Raw genomic sequence first — 17,120 nt, forward strand, 5'->3', positions numbered from 1 at the left:
CTTCCTCCGCCTATTTTCTATGATTCAAACTGTGCCTGATATAATCTGGCATAGGCTCCGTTTTGTGCTAATAGCTCTTTGTGGCTGCCCTGCTCCACGATATGCCCGTTCTCCATAACCAGGATTACGTCTGCATTGCGAATTGTGGACAGACGGTGGGCAATGACAAAGCTTGTCCGTCCCTCCCGCAGCTTATCAAGTGCCTGATCAATCATGGCTTCGGTTCTGGTATCTACAGAACTTGTTGCCTCATCCAAAATGAGAATATTCGGTTTCACAAGAAATGCCCTGCAGATCGTCAACAACTGCTTTTCTCCGGCAGAAAGGCTTGACATTTCATTGGAAATTACAGTCTGATAACCATCAGGCAGTGTACTTACAAACTGATCCACGAAGGTCTCCCGGCATGCATTCCGGAATTCTTCTTCCGTGATTTCCCGTTTCAAACCATATTTCAGATTGTCTCCGATCGTTCCTTTATACACCCAGGTGTCCTGCAGAACCATTGCAATGTTCTCACGCAGGCATGCTCTTGTAAGGTCGTGAATTTCTACTTTGTCATCAAAAATAATTTCTCCAATGTTTACTTCATAAAATCGTTCGATCAGATTTACAAGTGTTGTCTTGCCGGCACCAGTTCCTCCAACAATAGCGACCATCTGGCCCGGTTCTACAACAAGGTTCATATGTTCAATCAGCTTCCTCTCAGGTACATAAGAAAAGCTCACATCCCGGAAATCGATCTTTCCCTGCAACCGGTAGCTCTCTCTGGCTTCCGGTTTTTCTTCAGCCTGATCTTCACTATCTAACAGCTCATAGATCCGGTCAAGAGACGCTATTCCGGACTGCAGTGAAGAATACGCCTGGGACAGCTTGGAAAAGGGTGTCTGAAACTGTCTGGTATACTGAATAAATGCCTGCACATCTCCGACCGTCATCTGTCCGGATATTACCCGTAAAGCACCTCCCAATGCCACAATCACATAATTCAGATTCGTAAAGAACCGGGACAATGGTTGAATCAGGTTCGATACGGCCATAGCTTTGAAGGAAGATTCATACAGCAGACGATTCTGCTTCCTGAAAGCTTCCACGAACTTCTCTTCCTGACCATAAAGCTTCACAATATTGTGTCCGTTCACACTCTCTTCCACATTACTGTTAATCATTCCGGTATAATACCACTGCTTCTGATATTCCTTACGCACAAACCTGGAAATCAGGGTCACAATCCAGCCCGAGACCGGAATAATGATCACAGTGATCAATGCCAGCCTCCAGTTAATTGCAGTCATCATGACAATCATCCCGACCAGCTGGAAAATACTGTAAATCGTATCTGCACCGGAAGAATTCAGAGTCGTGACCACATTATCAATATCATTTGTGGTCCGGCTCATGATATCTCCGTGACTGTTTGTATCAAAATAATTTAATGGCAGCGACCATAGCTTTGTCTCTACCTGACTGCGCAATTCTTTCGCCGTATCAGAGATGATCCGTGTGGAAAACCATGCGGACAGCCATTTCGATACGAACTGGATCAGAAAAATCACACTCGATATCCCTGCCCAGAAGAAAAACCGGTCCCAGTGAATGTTACTGCTTACCGGGTTTGACATATCCTGTACAATGGAATCCGTTGCATACCCCAGATACTGCGGTCCCAGCGCTGTAGCAACCGCTGAAATAATAATACTGAACAGCATAAGAGCGGTCAGCATCTTATTTTTAAAGAAGAAGAGCTTTAACAGCCGCTTGAAAGACCCCTTTTGTATGGTCCTTTTCTGCTTTGTACTCATGATGCCACCTCCTTATCTGTGGGCTGGGAAGCCACAATTTCCTGATAAGTCCGGCTGCTTTGCATGAGTTCTTCATGTGTTCCAACCGCTTCAATACGTCCCTGATTCATCACAAGGATCTGGTCAGCATCCTTAATGGTACTGATTCTCTGTGCAACAATAATCACAGCCGCATTCTGTGTAACCGGCTTCAGTGCTCTTCGCAGCTCCTGGTCTGTCCGGTAATCCAGTGCAGAGAACGAATCATCAAACAAATAGATGGAGGGTCTGCGGACAATTGCTCTTGCGATTGCAAGCCGCTGCCGCTGCCCGCCCGAAAAGTTTGTTCCCCCTTCGGAAATCTTCATCTTAAGACCACGTTCGTTTTTCTCCACGAATTCCTTTGCCTGCGCAATCGAAAGAGCCTCCCAGAGTTCTTCCTGTGTTGCATCCGGTTTTCCATCCCGCAGATTGTCCTCCAGCGTCCCCGAAAACAGGAAAGCCTTCTGCGGAACCATGCCGATTGCCTGATCAAGCTCATGCCTTAACAGCTTCCGGACATCCATGCCATCTACGAAGACCGTCCCCTCTGTCACATCTGCAAGACGTGGAATCATATCAAGCAAGGTAGTCTTACCACATCCGGTAGATCCGATAATCGCCGTCGTTTTACCCGGCTGTGCGCAGAAGGAAATGTCCTTCAATACAGGCTCCACCTGCTCATTATCCGGTGCATAGGAATACGTCACATGTTCAAAACATATTTCTCCCCGGAACTGCTCTGGCAAAAAAGCATCCTCTCTGTCCTGAATTTCACTTTCACTGTTTAAAATCTCTTCAATACGTGTAACCGATACCTCGGCTCTTGGCAGCATAATAAAAATCATGGAAGCCATCAGGGTTGCTGTCAGAATAAAGGATATGTAGGTTACGAAGCCGATCACCTGTCCAATCTGTACCTGACCGTTCCCCGCCATACGGCCGCCAAGCCAGATCAGCGAAATATTGGCAAAGCTCATTGTCAGGGTAAAGATTGGCTGCATCAGCCCTGTAATCTTACCGATGCTGGTATTAATCCTTGAAAGATCTCCGTTAATCCGTTCAAAGCGTTCCTTCTCGCCTTGTTCCTTCGTAAAGGCCTTTACCACACGGATACCGGAAATCTGATCCCTGAGTACGGTATTCATCTCATCTATTTTCGTCTGCTGTTCTCTATAATAAGGAAGGATCAGCTTTAAAAATACCACAGAAACCCCAAGCAGCAGAGGTATCGTCACAAGCAATACCACCGAAAGCTTCACGCTTTGGGACAAGGCAAGCACAAGACCTCCGATAAACATCATCGGTGCTGCGATAATCGCGGTAAATAAGAACGTAATAAACTGGATTACCTGCTGTACATCGTTTGTTGCCCTTGTAATCAGCGTAGGAGCTCCCATGCTTCCGATCATCCTGCGTGAAAAATGTATCAGCTTCTCATAAACCTGCTCCCTCAAATCCCGTCCGGTCATCAGTGCCACCTTTGCTCCGAAAATACCAGCCAAGGTTGATAGCAGAAACTGGATAAGAGCTATTCCCAGCATGAGAATTCCCTGATGCATGATATATGCAGCATCCGCATTCGCCACACCATAATCGATCACTCTGGAATTGATTGTTGGCAGATACATGGTTAAAAAGGACTGACCAAGCTGCAGTAAAATGACCAGTATCAAAAGTCCCCTGTATGGGCTTAATACTCTTCGCAAAAATCCGGTCATGCCTGTCCCTCCATAAAATCATCAATAACGGAAGCATATGCATCCATCATCTTACGCCCCGGCATACCCGGAAATGCATTTACCTCTGCCAGCACATACTCTCCATCACCAATCATAAGATCCAGTCCGATAATCGGAAGATCAAATATGGACGCCACCTTTTCACAGAATACCTTTTCTTCTTCGGTAAGAGTCTTCTCCTGTGTAGTTCCACCCACATGTACATTCGAACGGAATTCATCAGGATTCGATGCATGGCGCTCCATCGAAAAATAATATCTGCCATGGAGAACAACAACACGGATGTCTCTTCCTTTGGAAGTAGCAATATATTCCTGTGCCACATAAGCCTGTCCATAGGAAAGAGTTGCAAAGTAATCCTTAAGCTCCTGGCCGTTATGGATCAGTTCTACACCAATCCCGCCAAATCCACTGTCCGGCTTCACAACAAATGGATAACCAAAACGACCAGACAGTGTTTCGGGATCAGAATCTTTGAAAAACACCATCGTATCAGGCACCCGTATTCCATTCTGTGCAAATCTCTGATAAGTTGCAATCTTACTTCTTGCGACCTGAAGCTCACGCAGATTTAAAATAGATGGAATTCCCGCATCCTGAAGCATATTCTCCAGAATAAATCCATCCGTGGATCCAAGTAGTGGCCAGAAATAATCCGGCTTTTCCATTTTTTCGCCCAGACAGGTGATCGCAAGTTCCCCGTTCCTGCAAATTTCAATCGTGGAATATTCGCAGAAAAGCACTTCCTTATCTTTACCTATCAGTGCCTGCATCTGCCTTCTTCCATTTGTCTTAACATCTTCCACAGTACTGTCCTGGCTTGCTACTAAAGCTAAAATTTTCATAGGCTTCTCCTTTTATTTTCACAAAGTCCTTCCATTTATTTTACAAGCTCCACCCCGTATTCTGTCTGACTGAAAAAGAATTTCCGCTGCAGTTCATTCCGGATGATGTGCACAGGCTTCAGCTGTGCCGGCGCAATTCCCTTCATTATCATCAGATCACGGTATAAGCTATATGTCTCCGGCTCTAAGATATTTAACTTAGTTGGCGCACAGATTCCTTTTGCCACCTTATCTCCCATGGACGGATTGGCCTTAGCAAGATTCCTCTCCAGAAAAAAACGGATTTCCTTTGCTTTCATCCCCTCCGGAAGGCTTTCGATTTCCATAAAATAAGTATAACGTGGAGGAACATGTTCAACATCCGGATATACTGTAAAATCAATCATGTCAAAGCCAAGCTGCTTTGCTGTATCCTCTGCGGCAGTCCTGAGTGCCACTTCTGTTGTCTTCTCCCCCATAATACTGACTGTCTGATCAATACGTCCGATGAATTCCAGAATCGGCAGATTCTTATATTTTCCTGCAATCTTTACCGCATCACGCATACGATACCGGTAAAAACCGGAAAGATTCGTAACAATCACTTCATATTCTTTACCTGTCTCAAGCTGATCTATCGTTACTATTTTGGAGAAATCATCATCTGCGTCTGTCGGCAGAAATTCATAGAACATACTGTCCGGAACCGGCACGCTCTTCTCATCATTTAACCGGTACGGGACACTGATCATGCCTTCAGATGCATTAATTCCGGTAAAATAACGGGCTATTTTTTCTCCCATATATTTCTCTTTGATCTTATCAGCATAAACCTTAAATCCACCGGAACCGACACCGGTAAGGAACTGTGCATGAGGCCACAGCTTCGGTACAATCGGTTCCTCAAACCCCTGCATGAAAATTCCCCTCAGTTCCTGCGCTCTCTCCGGCATGGGCTGAATTTTCTTTAAGAGACTGGAACGGACTTCCTCTGACATTTTAATACCCAGATCAATCGTTCCCTGTTCAATATCATTAACCAGAAGCTCCCAATGCTGTTCCATATAACGCAATACTTCCAGTAAAAATCCAAGAAAGTTCGCTGCCATATTCGTAAGATCCTGGTCCATCAGTCCGAAACGTGCATGCAGATATCTGGTGTTGGTTTCCGATTCCGGATAAATTGCTTCATCGGGAGATGTAAAACTCATTCCGAGGTAAGGGCGGAATTCACCGATCATTTTTACTGACAAAGCCCCATAAGTAACACCGCTTTTCACGTGCTGGATCTCTGCAATGGATTCCGCAATGGACATATTCCGTCCGTTGATCCAGTCTTCTCCGAGTTCTTTTGCGACCAGACCCATACGGTAGGGACCATTATACTTCTGAAAAACCTGAAAAGCCTCTTCCGTCAACGGTATACGCTTGGGATTTCCAACCGTTCCTGAAGACTTGTTATAATGTACAACCTTACCGGAGGTAATCAGATTCTCCTCCCCATCCTCACTCATTCTTAAAATATAGCCTGCATAATCATCGTATACACTGACCGGAACCTTCTTCTGGTATTCTTCTATGGAATGAATATTCGCAAAGCCATATTTCCTTCCATATTCCGTATCCTTATTTTGTTCCAGAATCCTTAAAAGCAGCTTTTCATTTTCCCCCATGGGATCCTCTGCCATCCGATTCAATGCTTCCACTACCGGTATTCCCAATTTGATCTGTTGCAGATTCCCCTGTCCGGCAGGTGTTAATTTTCTCTCTTCAATTGTCATATTCTTTTCCCCATTTTCATCTGTCTTTTATTGTTCGACTGTCAAAATACTGTCAAATCCGGTTGCTTCAAATACTTCCATAATAATTTCATTGACATGCTTTACAACCATACTTCCCTTTGCTGCATTCATTTTCTTCTGACAGGATAAAAGAACTCTTAATCCGGCACTGGAAAGATACGCAAGATCGGTAAAGTCCAGAACAAGCTCAGTAACTCCATCAAGCTTTTGGAAAATCTCCTTCTCAAATCCCGGTGCTGTTGCAGAGTCCATTCTTCCTTCCAAAGCAACCTCCATTTTCTTTCCCTGTGTTTTAACATCAAATTTCATTGATTTAACCCCCTTGTATTTTATACATATGCGGTAACTATTTTATCTGAATCCGTGCTTTCTTCAGTTCCCTGTTCTTTATCTGAATTTGTGTTTTCTGTATCAGTATTTTTCTCTTGATGATCCTGATCCGTAATATCTGCTTGATCTTCTTTTACAGGTAATTCTGAATCTTGTTCCATCATAAGAATATTGCCTGCATACACGGTTGTTGCTACAATACTTTGACTTAAAGTACTGAACAGCAATACAAAAGATAGCAAACATGCTTTCTCTATTTTTTCTCCTTTCTTCTTTTAACTGTTTTTATATCTATATTATATATATTATTTGAATCTAGTTTCTCTGTCTATATTTTTGCGTGAATAGTCAAAATATAGTGTAAAAAGACATTCATCTGATTTGATTTTGCCGTTTGCAAAGTTCTTCTTTTGATAAAAGATTAACTTCCTGATTTTCTATATTCCGTATTACTGAATTTTGATTTTCACAATTATTAGGCGGCTCATTCTAGTATTGTTCCATACTTTTAAAAGTAAGAAAGCCTGCAATCACTCCGGTTCCCAGAGAAATTAACAGGCTGATCAATAAGGGTTTTTGCTTCATTAAAGAGCTCCCTTTATTTTTAGAATTAATTTATTATATTCTGCTGTCATGGAGACATTCTACTTTTGGCTGCGTTACTGAGAATATTATCTATTGTCTGCTTTATTGGTTTTTCCTGAATCCGTGAAGTTGATTTCCTCACATACTCCTTAAACCCTATAGTTTCATGCTTTTGCAATATTTTTTTTCCAATATTGTTATTCACCCACCAGGTGAAAGCAGTCTGTGGTAAAATAGACATAACAAAATCTATGGATTGGAGTCTTTTACCATGAATAACAACCACCAAATCACACTGAACACCAATAAGAACATTATTGTTGAGTTTACAAATGAACGTATTATCCCAGCCAGCGGTCTGGCTGTTGTTGGCGCCCTCCTTGGGAAAAGCGATTTCATCAAAAAACTCAATCGCATGGACGTGACATCCAATCGGTCTCAGCATCAGATTAAAAATGGTGATATTGTACTCACTTACCTTGGAATGCTTTGCATGGGCAAACCTTACTTTGAAGCTTTTTCATTATCAAGCGAAAACTTCGCCGAGAAAGCACGGATGACTGGTTTGAAATGGCAAAGCAGTATTGCCGGAATGTAACCAGTCCCAGAGACGGAAAAACCGTCTATATAGGCAGTGACTGGAAAACCGTTACCAGTAAGCAGTTCAATACAGAGTATACACTCCGTGCCGGATACGAGATTACAGAGCGAACCATTGATAAGTATGGTCAGTTCAACCTTGTTCCAGATATTGAAGTTGAAGCCTGGTGGACAAACCTTGGTGACCCGGATGAGGAAATCATCAGTCTGTATCATGCCCATGGGGAATGTGAGCAGTTTCATAGTGAGGTAAAAACAGACATGGATCTGGAGCGGCTTCCATCCGGAAAGTTCGCGACCAATGCACTGATACTCGAATTAGGGATGATCGCATATAACATTCTCCGTATGATCGGTCAGGGCACAATTGGAGGATGGGCACCCCGTCAGAAGAGGGATGTTAAACGCCGTCGTTTACGCACAGTTATCAGCAACCTGATTATGATGGCAGGACATATAACCATGCATGCACGCCAGTTGATAACCGGCCTCGGAAGAAGCAACATCTGGCGACATATATTTTCTGATATCTGTCAGAAATATGCTGTCACAAACTCATAAGTAACAAAGCAATTTTATAGCAGGCTTATTTCGTGTACCCTTTTTTGCCCAGTGACTGCTTTTGTTCCCGGTGCTGATACAGAAAAAGCCACAGAAGTATGCTCACATCATGAAACAAACTTACCTTTGGAAGATTGGTTCTCTTAAAGAATGAACTTCACGGATTCAGGTTAGTTGCTAAGTCTCTTGGTGTGGTGGTACTGTTACCAATGGACTTAATGGGAGCCGCATAGCCTTCTGGTGCAACAGGAGAATCATCCCAGCCATTTGCAAAGGAATATAAGACCAGTCCCATCTTCCCGAACAGTCGTTCCAGGAAATCTGGATCTGACGTTGCAATTTTCCCAATGGTTTTGATCCCATAACGGTTTAACATCGTTCTGGTAGATCTTCCGACATACAAAAGGTTAGCTGCAGGAAGATTCCAGACGATACTCTGGTAATTTTCTTTATGAAATTGGGTGATCGCATCTGGTTTTTTATAATCGCTTCCAAGCTTAGCAAAAATCTTATTCCACGAAATCCCGATACTGACTGTGATCCCCAATTCTTTTTTTACACGGCTTCTAATCTCATCTGCAATCTTTTTTTCATCCCCTTTTAAGGCGGTACTTCCAGTCACATCCAGCCACGCTTCATCACATCCATAAGGCTCCACCAGATAGGTATACTCTCCATAAATCTCCCGCAGCATGGAAGAAAACTGTAGATAAAGCTCCATTCTGGGCGGAACAACAACCAGATCCGGACAGGCACTTTTAGCTTGCCACAAAGCCAGTCCTGTCTTTACCCCCTTTTGCGTAGCAGTATAATTTGCTGTCAGAACAATCCCACGTCTGGATGCCTGATACGCTTTAATCGCAGGCTTGTTCAAAACTCTGGACCAGTACGCAGCGATCTGGTAATGTGCAGACCCACATACAGCCTCCATGTGATATGATTTCTTCTGGTATTCCACACCTTTCCATGATTATTGGCAGACGTCTTGGTATCCAGATTATCAAGCATGCTTCATCTATCTGTTCCTATCAAAATATCGTTTTGCAAGTTATCAAGACGCATTCTTCTTTAATTCAAGGATTTTCTTCCTGATTTCTTCCATAACTAATTTAAACGCCTCATCGCTTTTTCCCGTTGGATCTTCCAGTCCCCAGTTATCGTCAAAAGGCCTGTCAATAAACGGACACCCTACATTGCATCCCATGGAAATCACGATATCAGGAGTTGGAATATCGCGAATCAGTTTGCTGTACTGACCATCTGCTTCCATATCTATTCCATATGACGTTTTCATAATCCGGACTGCATCCTGATTGATCTGCGGTTTTGTCTCTGTGCCGGCAGAATAGCTTTCAAATATATCAGATGCCAGATGCTTTCCGAATGCTTCTGCTATCTGGCTGCGGCATGAATTATGGACACAGATAAAAGCTACCTTTTTCTTACTCATAGAAGAGTCCCCTTTCTCTTATATCTTACTCCTTTTCCATAATTTTACAGTTCCTCCTGGTGCTCGTTTCATTTTCTGCTCCAGCTTCTTTCCATAATTTTCCTTCTTTGTAGTGCTTCCGGCAAAGCGCCACATAGCTTTCATTGGAGCCAAGCATGATCTGCGCACCCTCCCGTACAATTTCTCCATTTGCATACCGGGTATTACACTGTGCACGTTTTCCACACCAACAGACAGTCGGTACTTCCTCAATGACATCTGCAATCTCCATCAGACGTCTGGAGCCAGGAAATAAGCGGTTGCGGAAATCGGTGCGCAGTCCATAGCAGATCACTGGAATATTATAAAAATCCACAAGGTCGGACAAAGTGTCTATTTCCGCTTCCGAAAGGAACTGCGCTTCATCCACCAGAACTGCATCCACTTTCTTTCCCTGATACCGGTATTCTGTATTTTCTTTTTTCCAGATCGTAGAGATCTCTTTTAAAAATTCATCCACGTATTCTGCTGAAGCAGATAATCCCATACGAGACTGGATCTTGCGTTCTCCATCCCGGCTGTCTGTTCTTGGTTTTAACAAAACGGCATACTGACCGCGCTCTTCGTAGTTATAACGGACCATTAGTATGTTTGCTGATTTCGAGCTTCCCATTGCTCCGTAGCGGAAATATAATTTTGCCATTTTCAGACTCTCCTTATGCTCAGTGTTCTTTCAAAAGCTTTTCCATATAGCTTTTCCTTCTATCAATCAAATTTCAGAACCAGTTGTCCGTCGATCCAGCTTTTCTGATCCGCCTGATGTATTTTATCATCCGCTTTTAAATTTCCAATCAAAAACGGGGATTTCGGATCATGCAAAGCATAATTCTGACGAACCGTTTTGGTATCGTAATTAGCATAACAATATTTACATCCATGAAGACAGGTATTATATGCTCCAATATCATTTCCCATAAAACAGGCACATTCTTTCCGTAGTGGCTGCTTTTTCGGTATATCCAGCGTGGTATGGAGGGCTTTTTCGTATGTTTCCTGTGTCATACAGCCATTGCAATCTGCCCCATAACAGGCTAATTCTGTTCCTTCTCCACAGGGATATACTTTCATTCCATGTGCCGCGGCTATCTGTATCATGGTTTTCCCAAGTGACAGACGTTTTTCTTTTGGTACAGCTTGGGCTTCCGGAAAATTTCTTCTCACTTTCTGGTACAGGTCGATGAAACTGATCACGCAGGTATGGGTATAGCCCTCAAGGGCCTGTGCGATCTGTGTAAACTTTTGGATATGGACCTCTGGCGTATAAGTCTCATTCAGGAATATAGGGTCATAACGCCATCCCATGGAATCCGGTCCTGTAATCTCAGCCAGTTGCCGAAATGTATCTATTACCGCTTCTACATCTGGAACCAGAGGCTCTATTTCTTTTCCATAAGGGGTAATGGTAACGAACCAGTACATTCCATATGTTTTCAGTAAATCCATGTGTGAAAGCATAGGCGCCGGATTTTTCGAGCAGAACGCAATCAGATCTACCACAGAAGGCGAAAAGGTATATCTTGTTACCTGCTGCGGCTGATATGGATTCCGAACCATCACGTAGCCCTCTTTTATCCGGTTACACAGCCATTCCGAATAAAACGCCGGGATATCCGTCCGCATACCGGTCTGAATAATCATAAATGTGTTCCCTTCTTTTTTATGTCAGCAAACTCTCTTACATATTATTTCTCATTTACAAGCTTCCCTGTCATATGCTCAATTCTGATTGCAAATAGCTGGACACGACTTCTTGCAGAACCATTCATTTCTTTTTCTACTTCTTCTACTGTAGGGTAATATTTTTCTGCCAGTTTTCGAAGACGGTCTTCTATAATCTTGGTATCTGTGATAAGTTCTGCTTTTCCAAACACAACAACACTTGTGGCATTCCACTCCCAGTGCCCTTCTTTTTTGAAACCCTGGTTCCAGGTTGTCAGACACACTTTATTACATTTCTGGATTGCATCCATCTTGTGTCCTTCTCTGGCTCCATGAAAATAAATCGTATGATCAGCCTCTTCATAGTAAAAATTAATTGGAATGGTATAGGGATACCCTTCATCACCAATTACAGAAAAAGCAGCTCTTTTTTCATCTTTTAATATTTTTTTACATTCATCTTGTGAAACCTGTTGCTTAAATCTTCTCATCTCGCGAAACATAAGATATCCTCCTGCCAATTATTTTGCTTTTCAATGGAATTTCATTTTTTAGATTACATTTTGATTAAGGCAAACTCCATTTTTCATCTATATAGATTACCAGACAATTCAATTGGAAAGAATCACATTCAGAGCAGTTCCAGTTTTTCTCAGAATTGCTCTTTTTGTTTGCTCTGAATCTGATACTTTCCTAATGAATTGTACCATATGCAAATAGAATTTACAAACATTTGTTCTACTTATTTTCAAAAAATAGTGCGCCTAGCTCATCACTGAAGTAACGAGAATGCGACGCACAGTTTTTCAAAACTTTATCCATATGTTTTCTCTGTAACTTTCCAAAAATATTTGAAAAGGGACTGTTTCCAGCCCCTTACTTCCTGTAAATTTCCTTACAGATATGAACAACATGACAATTTGTGCCCCGGATATCTTTAATCTGCATACCATGATGGTTCATTTATATACCGAATAGTTCTTCTCCAGGAGCATGCCTCGCACTTAAAGCATCCCATTTCGGTTCTTCCATCGCTATATTCAATACTTCGCTCCTCATGTGGTTCAATTGTTCTATGAGTGAAGCAGAAATGCTCTTTATTATTTATTGATTGTCCGTCACATTGGATAATTATATCTAAAAAGTTTACAGCTTCTGTAATGTCTTTAAATCCATTAATTTCCTCAGGTTCAGGATCCTTAAAGGGTAAAATACGTAGCATTTATTTCTTTGTCTATTACTTCTTTATGGCCTGTTGCCTTCACTGCTTTCTGTGCTGCAAATACTGCACCACAGGTTTCACAGTATCTTCCTTCCGTTAATCCATCTTCTGTGCAGGTCGCTGCTACTTCTGACAGGTTTTTGTCAGTCCTTTTATACTTATATAATTTTCAAAATATTTACTTTTCTGCCAAAACTGATTCAAATCCTTCTTCTGCTTTTCTTACTGTGTCTTCTATGATTTTCTCTGCAATTGGTTTCAGATCCATTTTTAAGATCTGACCTATTACTTCCTCTTGTTTGGCTTCCGGTACTTTATATAAGGTAAAGCAGCATTTCAGTAATCTTCTTAATTTGTTTTCCATGGTAAAATAGAGGTCGCATTTTTTTGCCATAAATCCTCTGGTGATTCCGGCAGAGGCAATGTCCATTTCATAAAAATCTTTCAATTCTGCTTCTTTTATATATTGTGAAAAAATATGCTGAATCTTCTGCGCCGTGCGCATATAAATATATTCTGAGGTAGTAGGAAGAGAATATCCTACCACATATAATTCCCTCAACGGTTCTGACAATTCGGCTATGTACATCTGTATCGAAACTTCTACTCCATAGACAAGCAACGGATCCGGGGTTTCCCCTAATAATTTCTCAGCCTTATCAAACTGGCTTCCAAACATTGTTTTGACCAGGGTAAGCAGCAAGGCTTCTTTATTATCAAATGCTGCAAAAAAGGAAGAGGGGGACATCCCGGCAGCCTTTGCAATAGAGGCTGTTGTGGTCTTCTCGTATCCATTTTCCAGAAATAATTTTACTGCTGCATAGATCATTTTGTTTCTTCTGACGATTCCTTTATGTTGTAATCCTTTTGGCATTTTTACATCAATCCATCCTTGTAATTATAATTTTGCATATACTTTTGATTATAATCAATTATATATTGCTTTAAAGTTTTTCGCAACTATTATTTGGATAATTTGTACAAAATTTCCACATTATATTTATGAAAAAAGACCTATGAAAAATGATCGCTCTTTTTTGCAGGCTTTATAAAACAAAAAGAATGCAACACATGAGCTGCATTCTTTTGTTTTGTATCTACATTCCGCATTATTCTAACTACTTATCAATTTTCATTCGATATACCCCCACCCAAACTGAAGGTCATATCCCTTGTCTCCGGCATCAACAGCTTTATTTTTCAGATAGTCCAGTACTTTTTCCTGCGTTACACCTGGATTCTCCAGCAGGTACCCTGCTACAGCTGCACTTACTCTGGGGACCGCATAGGAGGATCCTTTCTGATCTTCATAACTTCCGTTTGCGCTTACATATACTGCTTCACCGCCAAGATACCACAGCGAACTTATGGGATTCCCGTTTTCATCAAGATCAGCTCCTGCCACGCCGATTACTTCTTCCCAGGCAGCCGGATATACCTGGCTTCCAGAAGGTGTCTGGAAGCTCAGGTTTCCGGCTGCAGCCAGTATCAGGACTCCGTTTTCGCTGGCATACTGAATTGCTTCATGGAGGAGGTTCGAATCTCTATTCAGTGTCCAACTCATATTAAGGATATCTGCATGGTATTTATCTACGCTGTCATAGATGGCCTGGATGATGGTATTATCGTCTGTCTGATTTTCAGATTCCCCATCAAAACACTTTAGCATGACCAGATTTGCATCCAGTGCCTTTTCCAGCAGGATTTCACAGACGCCTGTTCCATGTCCGCTGTTGTCAGAAAGGTTATCGCTGCCTTCCAGATAATTCCACCCTGTAATGTCTTCCATGTTGCAGCCTGAATCCAGAATACACACAGTTACCTGGGATTCACTGTCTGCAAGAACCGGAGTATATGCTCCGATTGCAGACATAAGGCACAAAGCAATTAATGGAAGTTTTGAAAAAATTTTTAGTTTGTGTTTCATAGCATCTTTTTTGTCAAATTCAATTGATCAGTCAGTTTTTTGTGGCTAATTTATTCTTTCGGAGCCAAAGGTTCTGTTGGCGCCGGGGCGTCCGTTGGCGCCAGAGCTTCCGTCGGAGCAGGTGCGTCTGTCGGAGCTGGTGCGTCCGTTGGAGCTGGAGCTTCTGTTGGAGCTGGGGATTCCGTCGGAGCTGGTGCTTCTGTCGGAGCTGGTGCGTCCGTTGGAGCTAGGGATTCCGTTGGAGCTGATGCTTCTGTCGGAGCTGGTGCGTCTGTCGGAGCAGGTGCTTCTGTTGGAGCAGGTGCGTCTGTCGGAGCAGGTGCTTCTGTTGGAGCAGGTGCTTCTGTCGGAGCTGGAGTTTCTGTTGGAGCAGGGGCGTCCGTTGGAACTACAGGCTTATAGTCGACATGAATATAAATCATCAAGTTTTCAACAACAGCTTCTGAATAGTTTACTGTATCTTCCGGAGTAAAGGTAAGCTTATATGCAAATCCTCCATCCTCTTTAGTGATGACTTTGTCCTCAACAGGTGTTGCCTTCCAGGTTCCCACAATAGTTTCGCCAGTAATTGGATTTTTCGCTTCAACCCAGCCATTAATCTCTGCATTTGAAAGATAACTTCCAACCACATTTCCTTCATTATCTTTTGAATTAAATAGTTTTCCGCTGAAATCTTTACACGTCAATGCAGGTACCGCCTTCTTTACTTTTACGGTAAATATCTCTTCAATCGGTTCTACATTTTTTGCCACGCTTTCATCAGCAGGTTGAAAAACTGCTTGAAGCTTATAAGCGTTTTCAGTAACTGCCAGCTGCTTTTTCTCGGATTCTTCAAGCTTCCACTGCCATTCTCCGGCTGTTTCCATCTCTGCGACCTTCACCTTGATTCCGGATATCATATCTTTTGCAATCAGAGTTTTCTTTTTCGCTCTGTCCGGTTCTGTTTCTGACGTCAATCCATCTGAAAGCATCTGCCCATAAATCAGGGTCAGTTTTTCCGGGTCCGGAGTTCCTGTAATGTCTGCTTTGGCTTTTTGAATCTTATAGGGCAGGATCGTAATTTTTTCTTCACTTTCCGGCCATCTGTACAGTGCAGGATTCTTAAGTTCCATCGTTACATTGTACTCTCCAGCATCTAAATGCTTTTCATTTTGAACTGTTTTATAGAATTCCGTTTCTGGAATAACCGGAGCCTGTTCCTGCCCATTATAGACCATTTCCGGGATCTCAGGAGGCGTCACCACTGCTTTTATTGTGGATACGGTTACTTCTGCCTGGATTGTTTTAAATCCAGCTGTATTTTCTGGAATAAACAGCATTGTGTATCGGATTTCACCCACCTGGTCAAGTACTGTCTCAGGATTTTGCCATTGCCAGGTTCCTGGAATTTCTTTCTGATTGTATGTAGCTTTTCCATCGGTTAAGACCGGATCCTTTTCTGGTGAATTTTGGATATCCTTTAATCTGGTACCGATTTCAAATTCCTGTGCTACGGTTGGCACAGTTTCGATCACTGGCGTGATCCAGTAGATAGAGGCTGTTGTTTCAGCTGTAGTATCCAGAAGCACATACAGGTTATCTGCATTTTGGTCTTCCCGGATCTTATAACCGCTGAAGGTAACTTTTAGGTTTTCACCAGGTGTTTCCTGTTCAAACTTAAAGACACCGTCTGTCAGTTCCAGATTTTCCAGTTTCATACCATCGCCTGCACGTGTCAGTTCATAGGTTCCGGTGGTGGTAACATTACCTTTTTCATAATCACGGCTGTCTGCTTTACAGCTTACGCGGACACCAATCTGCGTTCTTACTGGAAGGTCAAATTCTACCGGAAGATAAATGTTGGTTTCAGAAGGCGTAAATACAACCGTATAATTTGCATTATCGGTTCCGTTATTTTCTCCAGATGGTTTTACTTCCGGAGTCTTCCAGCTGAATTCCCCTGTTACTTCCAGCCCATTCCATGTTACTTTTCCGCCTTTCAGGACGCAGTCAGATAACGGTTTCTGATATTCCAGAATGTTCGTTTCAGGTTTCGTTCCTAGCTCCGGTGTAAGCTTTCTTATTACAGCCTGATAGGTTCCGGTTTCTGTATAGGTATTCCCAGTCGAGGTTGTAACTACTGCTTCAATGGCCAGGGTATATGTGTAAGCATCCGCCAGAGGTTCTCCTTTGTCCTGAATCTTTGCCGTAATGGAGATCAGATTCTGGTATTCTTTCAGGAATTCGTTTTGTCCCAATGCTTCGTTAATAACAGAAACTGTGGAGTTTTCTACCTTTTCTTCCATTTTTTCTATTGGCAGATAATTTTCAATGGAATCCTCATAATCTCCGTTAATTATTTCTATCAGCTGGGACAAAATCTGATCCGTCGGAACTGGCTCACGGATACTTGCTGTTGTTTCAGCTGTAGTATCCAGAAGCACATACAGGTTATCTGCATTTTGGTCTTCCCGGATTTTATAACCGCTGAAGGTAACTTTAAGGTTTTCACCAGGTGTTTCCTGTTCAAACTTAAAGATACCGTCTGTCAGTTCCAGATCCGTTAGTTTCATACCGTCA

Annotated in this window: 15 protein-coding genes and 1 pseudogene; 1 reads left to right on the top strand and 15 read right to left on the bottom strand. The window is 42.4% G+C overall.

The features are described from left to right. Positions 1–17: 17 nt before the first annotated feature. Genes I4V84_RS00145 through I4V84_RS00170 form a run of 6 tightly spaced genes read right to left on the bottom strand, consistent with a single transcriptional unit; the run spans position 18 to position 6,682 of the window. Positions 18–1,802: an ABC transporter ATP-binding protein gene (locus I4V84_RS00145; protein ID WP_195990998.1), complete on the bottom strand. Its 1,785-nt coding sequence runs from the start codon at positions 1,800–1,802 to the stop codon at positions 18–20. Continuing rightward, positions 1,799–3,541: an ABC transporter ATP-binding protein gene (locus I4V84_RS00150; protein WP_173736151.1), complete on the bottom strand. Its 1,743-nt coding sequence runs from the start codon at positions 3,539–3,541 to the stop codon at positions 1,799–1,801. The genes I4V84_RS00145 and I4V84_RS00150 overlap by 4 nt, the downstream gene beginning before the upstream one ends. Then, a complete protein-coding gene (locus I4V84_RS00155) occupies positions 3,538–4,407 on the bottom strand; it encodes an ATP-grasp domain-containing protein (RefSeq protein ID WP_173770167.1) in 870 nt (289 codons plus the stop codon). The genes I4V84_RS00150 and I4V84_RS00155 overlap by 4 nt, the downstream gene beginning before the upstream one ends. 35 nt (positions 4,408–4,442) lie before the next feature. Beyond that, positions 4,443–6,167, bottom strand: coding sequence for a GH3 auxin-responsive promoter family protein (locus I4V84_RS00160; RefSeq protein WP_148462063.1), 1,725 nt, complete (start codon positions 6,165–6,167; stop codon positions 4,443–4,445). Between the two features lie 27 nt (positions 6,168–6,194). After that, positions 6,195–6,497, bottom strand: a complete 303-nt coding sequence (locus I4V84_RS00165) for an STAS domain-containing protein (protein WP_148462062.1) — start codon at positions 6,495–6,497, stop codon at positions 6,195–6,197. Positions 6,498–6,517: 20 nt separating this feature from the next. Next, positions 6,518–6,682 (bottom strand): hypothetical protein, encoded by a 165-nt coding sequence (locus I4V84_RS00170; protein WP_173717341.1) that lies wholly within the window; start codon positions 6,680–6,682, stop codon positions 6,518–6,520. A 692-nt stretch (positions 6,683–7,374) separates the two neighbouring features. Here I4V84_RS00170 and I4V84_RS00180 point away from each other — a divergent pair. Next, positions 7,375–8,264: pseudogene (locus I4V84_RS00180) on the top strand (transposase). A gap of 157 nt (positions 8,265–8,421) precedes the next feature. Here the strand turns inward: I4V84_RS00180 and I4V84_RS00185 are convergent. The 9 genes from I4V84_RS00185 to I4V84_RS19735 form a co-directional block, all read right to left on the bottom strand. Then, complete coding sequence (locus I4V84_RS00185; protein WP_334285956.1) at positions 8,422–9,222, bottom strand: hypothetical protein; 801 nt, start codon at positions 9,220–9,222, stop codon at positions 8,422–8,424. Positions 9,223–9,315: 93 nt separating this feature from the next. Next, the gene (locus I4V84_RS00190) at positions 9,316–9,714 is read right to left on the bottom strand and encodes an arsenate reductase ArsC (RefSeq protein ID WP_195991000.1); all 399 of its coding nucleotides are present in this window, start codon (positions 9,712–9,714) and stop codon (positions 9,316–9,318) included. A gap of 25 nt (positions 9,715–9,739) precedes the next feature. Next, positions 9,740–10,396, bottom strand: a complete 657-nt coding sequence (locus tag I4V84_RS00195) for a thymidine kinase (protein ID WP_173718908.1) — start codon at positions 10,394–10,396, stop codon at positions 9,740–9,742. Between the two features lie 62 nt (positions 10,397–10,458). Next, positions 10,459–11,391 carry a DUF1848 domain-containing protein gene (locus I4V84_RS00200; protein ID WP_173717344.1) on the bottom strand — a complete coding sequence of 311 codons (933 nt, stop codon included), beginning with the start codon at positions 11,389–11,391 and terminating at the stop codon, positions 10,459–10,461. Positions 11,392–11,435: 44 nt separating this feature from the next. Beyond that, positions 11,436–11,915 carry a pyridoxamine 5'-phosphate oxidase family protein gene (locus I4V84_RS00205; RefSeq protein WP_148462058.1) on the bottom strand — a complete coding sequence of 160 codons (480 nt, stop codon included), beginning with the start codon at positions 11,913–11,915 and terminating at the stop codon, positions 11,436–11,438. A 434-nt stretch (positions 11,916–12,349) separates the two neighbouring features. Beyond that, positions 12,350–12,634, bottom strand: a complete 285-nt coding sequence (locus tag I4V84_RS19550; protein ID WP_207748598.1) for a hypothetical protein — start codon at positions 12,632–12,634, stop codon at positions 12,350–12,352. Between the two features lie 178 nt (positions 12,635–12,812). Continuing rightward, entirely contained in the window at positions 12,813–13,463 is a 651-nt protein-coding gene (locus I4V84_RS00210) for a TetR/AcrR family transcriptional regulator (protein ID WP_173718935.1), read from the bottom strand. A gap of 303 nt (positions 13,464–13,766) precedes the next feature. Continuing rightward, on the bottom strand, positions 13,767–14,561 hold the full coding sequence (locus I4V84_RS00215; RefSeq protein ID WP_173718903.1) for a S8 family serine peptidase: 795 nt from the start codon (positions 14,559–14,561) through the stop codon (positions 13,767–13,769). A gap of 50 nt (positions 14,562–14,611) precedes the next feature. After that, positions 14,612–17,120: hypothetical protein (locus tag I4V84_RS19735; protein WP_243283985.1), on the bottom strand; the 2,509-nt coding region annotated here is incomplete at its 5' end.

The sequence above is a fragment of the Ruminococcus sp. 1001713B170207_170306_F1 genome (genome assembly GCF_015668065.1).
Taxonomy (GTDB): Bacteria; Bacillota; Clostridia; order Lachnospirales; family Lachnospiraceae; genus Blautia_A; species Blautia_A faecis.

Coding starts and splice junctions, on each gene's coding strand:
- I4V84_RS00145 (WP_195990998.1), bottom strand. CDS start 1,802: ATGAGTACAAAGCAGAAAAGGACCATACAAAAGGGGTCTTTCAAGCGG.
- I4V84_RS00150 (WP_173736151.1), bottom strand. CDS start 3,541: ATGACCGGATTTTTGCGAAGAGTATTAAGCCCATACAGGGGACTTTTG.
- I4V84_RS00155 (WP_173770167.1), bottom strand. CDS start 4,407: ATGAAAATTTTAGCTTTAGTAGCAAGCCAGGACAGTACTGTGGAAGAT.
- I4V84_RS00160 (WP_148462063.1), bottom strand. CDS start 6,167: ATGACAATTGAAGAGAGAAAATTAACACCTGCCGGACAGGGGAATCTG.
- I4V84_RS00165 (WP_148462062.1), bottom strand. CDS start 6,497: ATGAAATTTGATGTTAAAACACAGGGAAAGAAAATGGAGGTTGCTTTG.
- I4V84_RS00170 (WP_173717341.1), bottom strand. CDS start 6,682: ATGATGGAACAAGATTCAGAATTACCTGTAAAAGAAGATCAAGCAGAT.
- I4V84_RS00190 (WP_195991000.1), bottom strand. CDS start 9,714: ATGAGTAAGAAAAAGGTAGCTTTTATCTGTGTCCATAATTCATGCCGC.
- I4V84_RS00195 (WP_173718908.1), bottom strand. CDS start 10,396: ATGGCAAAATTATATTTCCGCTACGGAGCAATGGGAAGCTCGAAATCA.
- I4V84_RS00200 (WP_173717344.1), bottom strand. CDS start 11,391: ATGATTATTCAGACCGGTATGCGGACGGATATCCCGGCGTTTTATTCG.
- I4V84_RS00205 (WP_148462058.1), bottom strand. CDS start 11,915: ATGTTTCGCGAGATGAGAAGATTTAAGCAACAGGTTTCACAAGATGAA.
- I4V84_RS19550 (WP_207748598.1), bottom strand. CDS start 12,634: ATGCTACGTATTTTACCCTTTAAGGATCCTGAACCTGAGGAAATTAAT.
- I4V84_RS00210 (WP_173718935.1), bottom strand. CDS start 13,463: ATGATCTATGCAGCAGTAAAATTATTTCTGGAAAATGGATACGAGAAG.
- I4V84_RS00215 (WP_173718903.1), bottom strand. CDS start 14,561: ATGAAACACAAACTAAAAATTTTTTCAAAACTTCCATTAATTGCTTTG.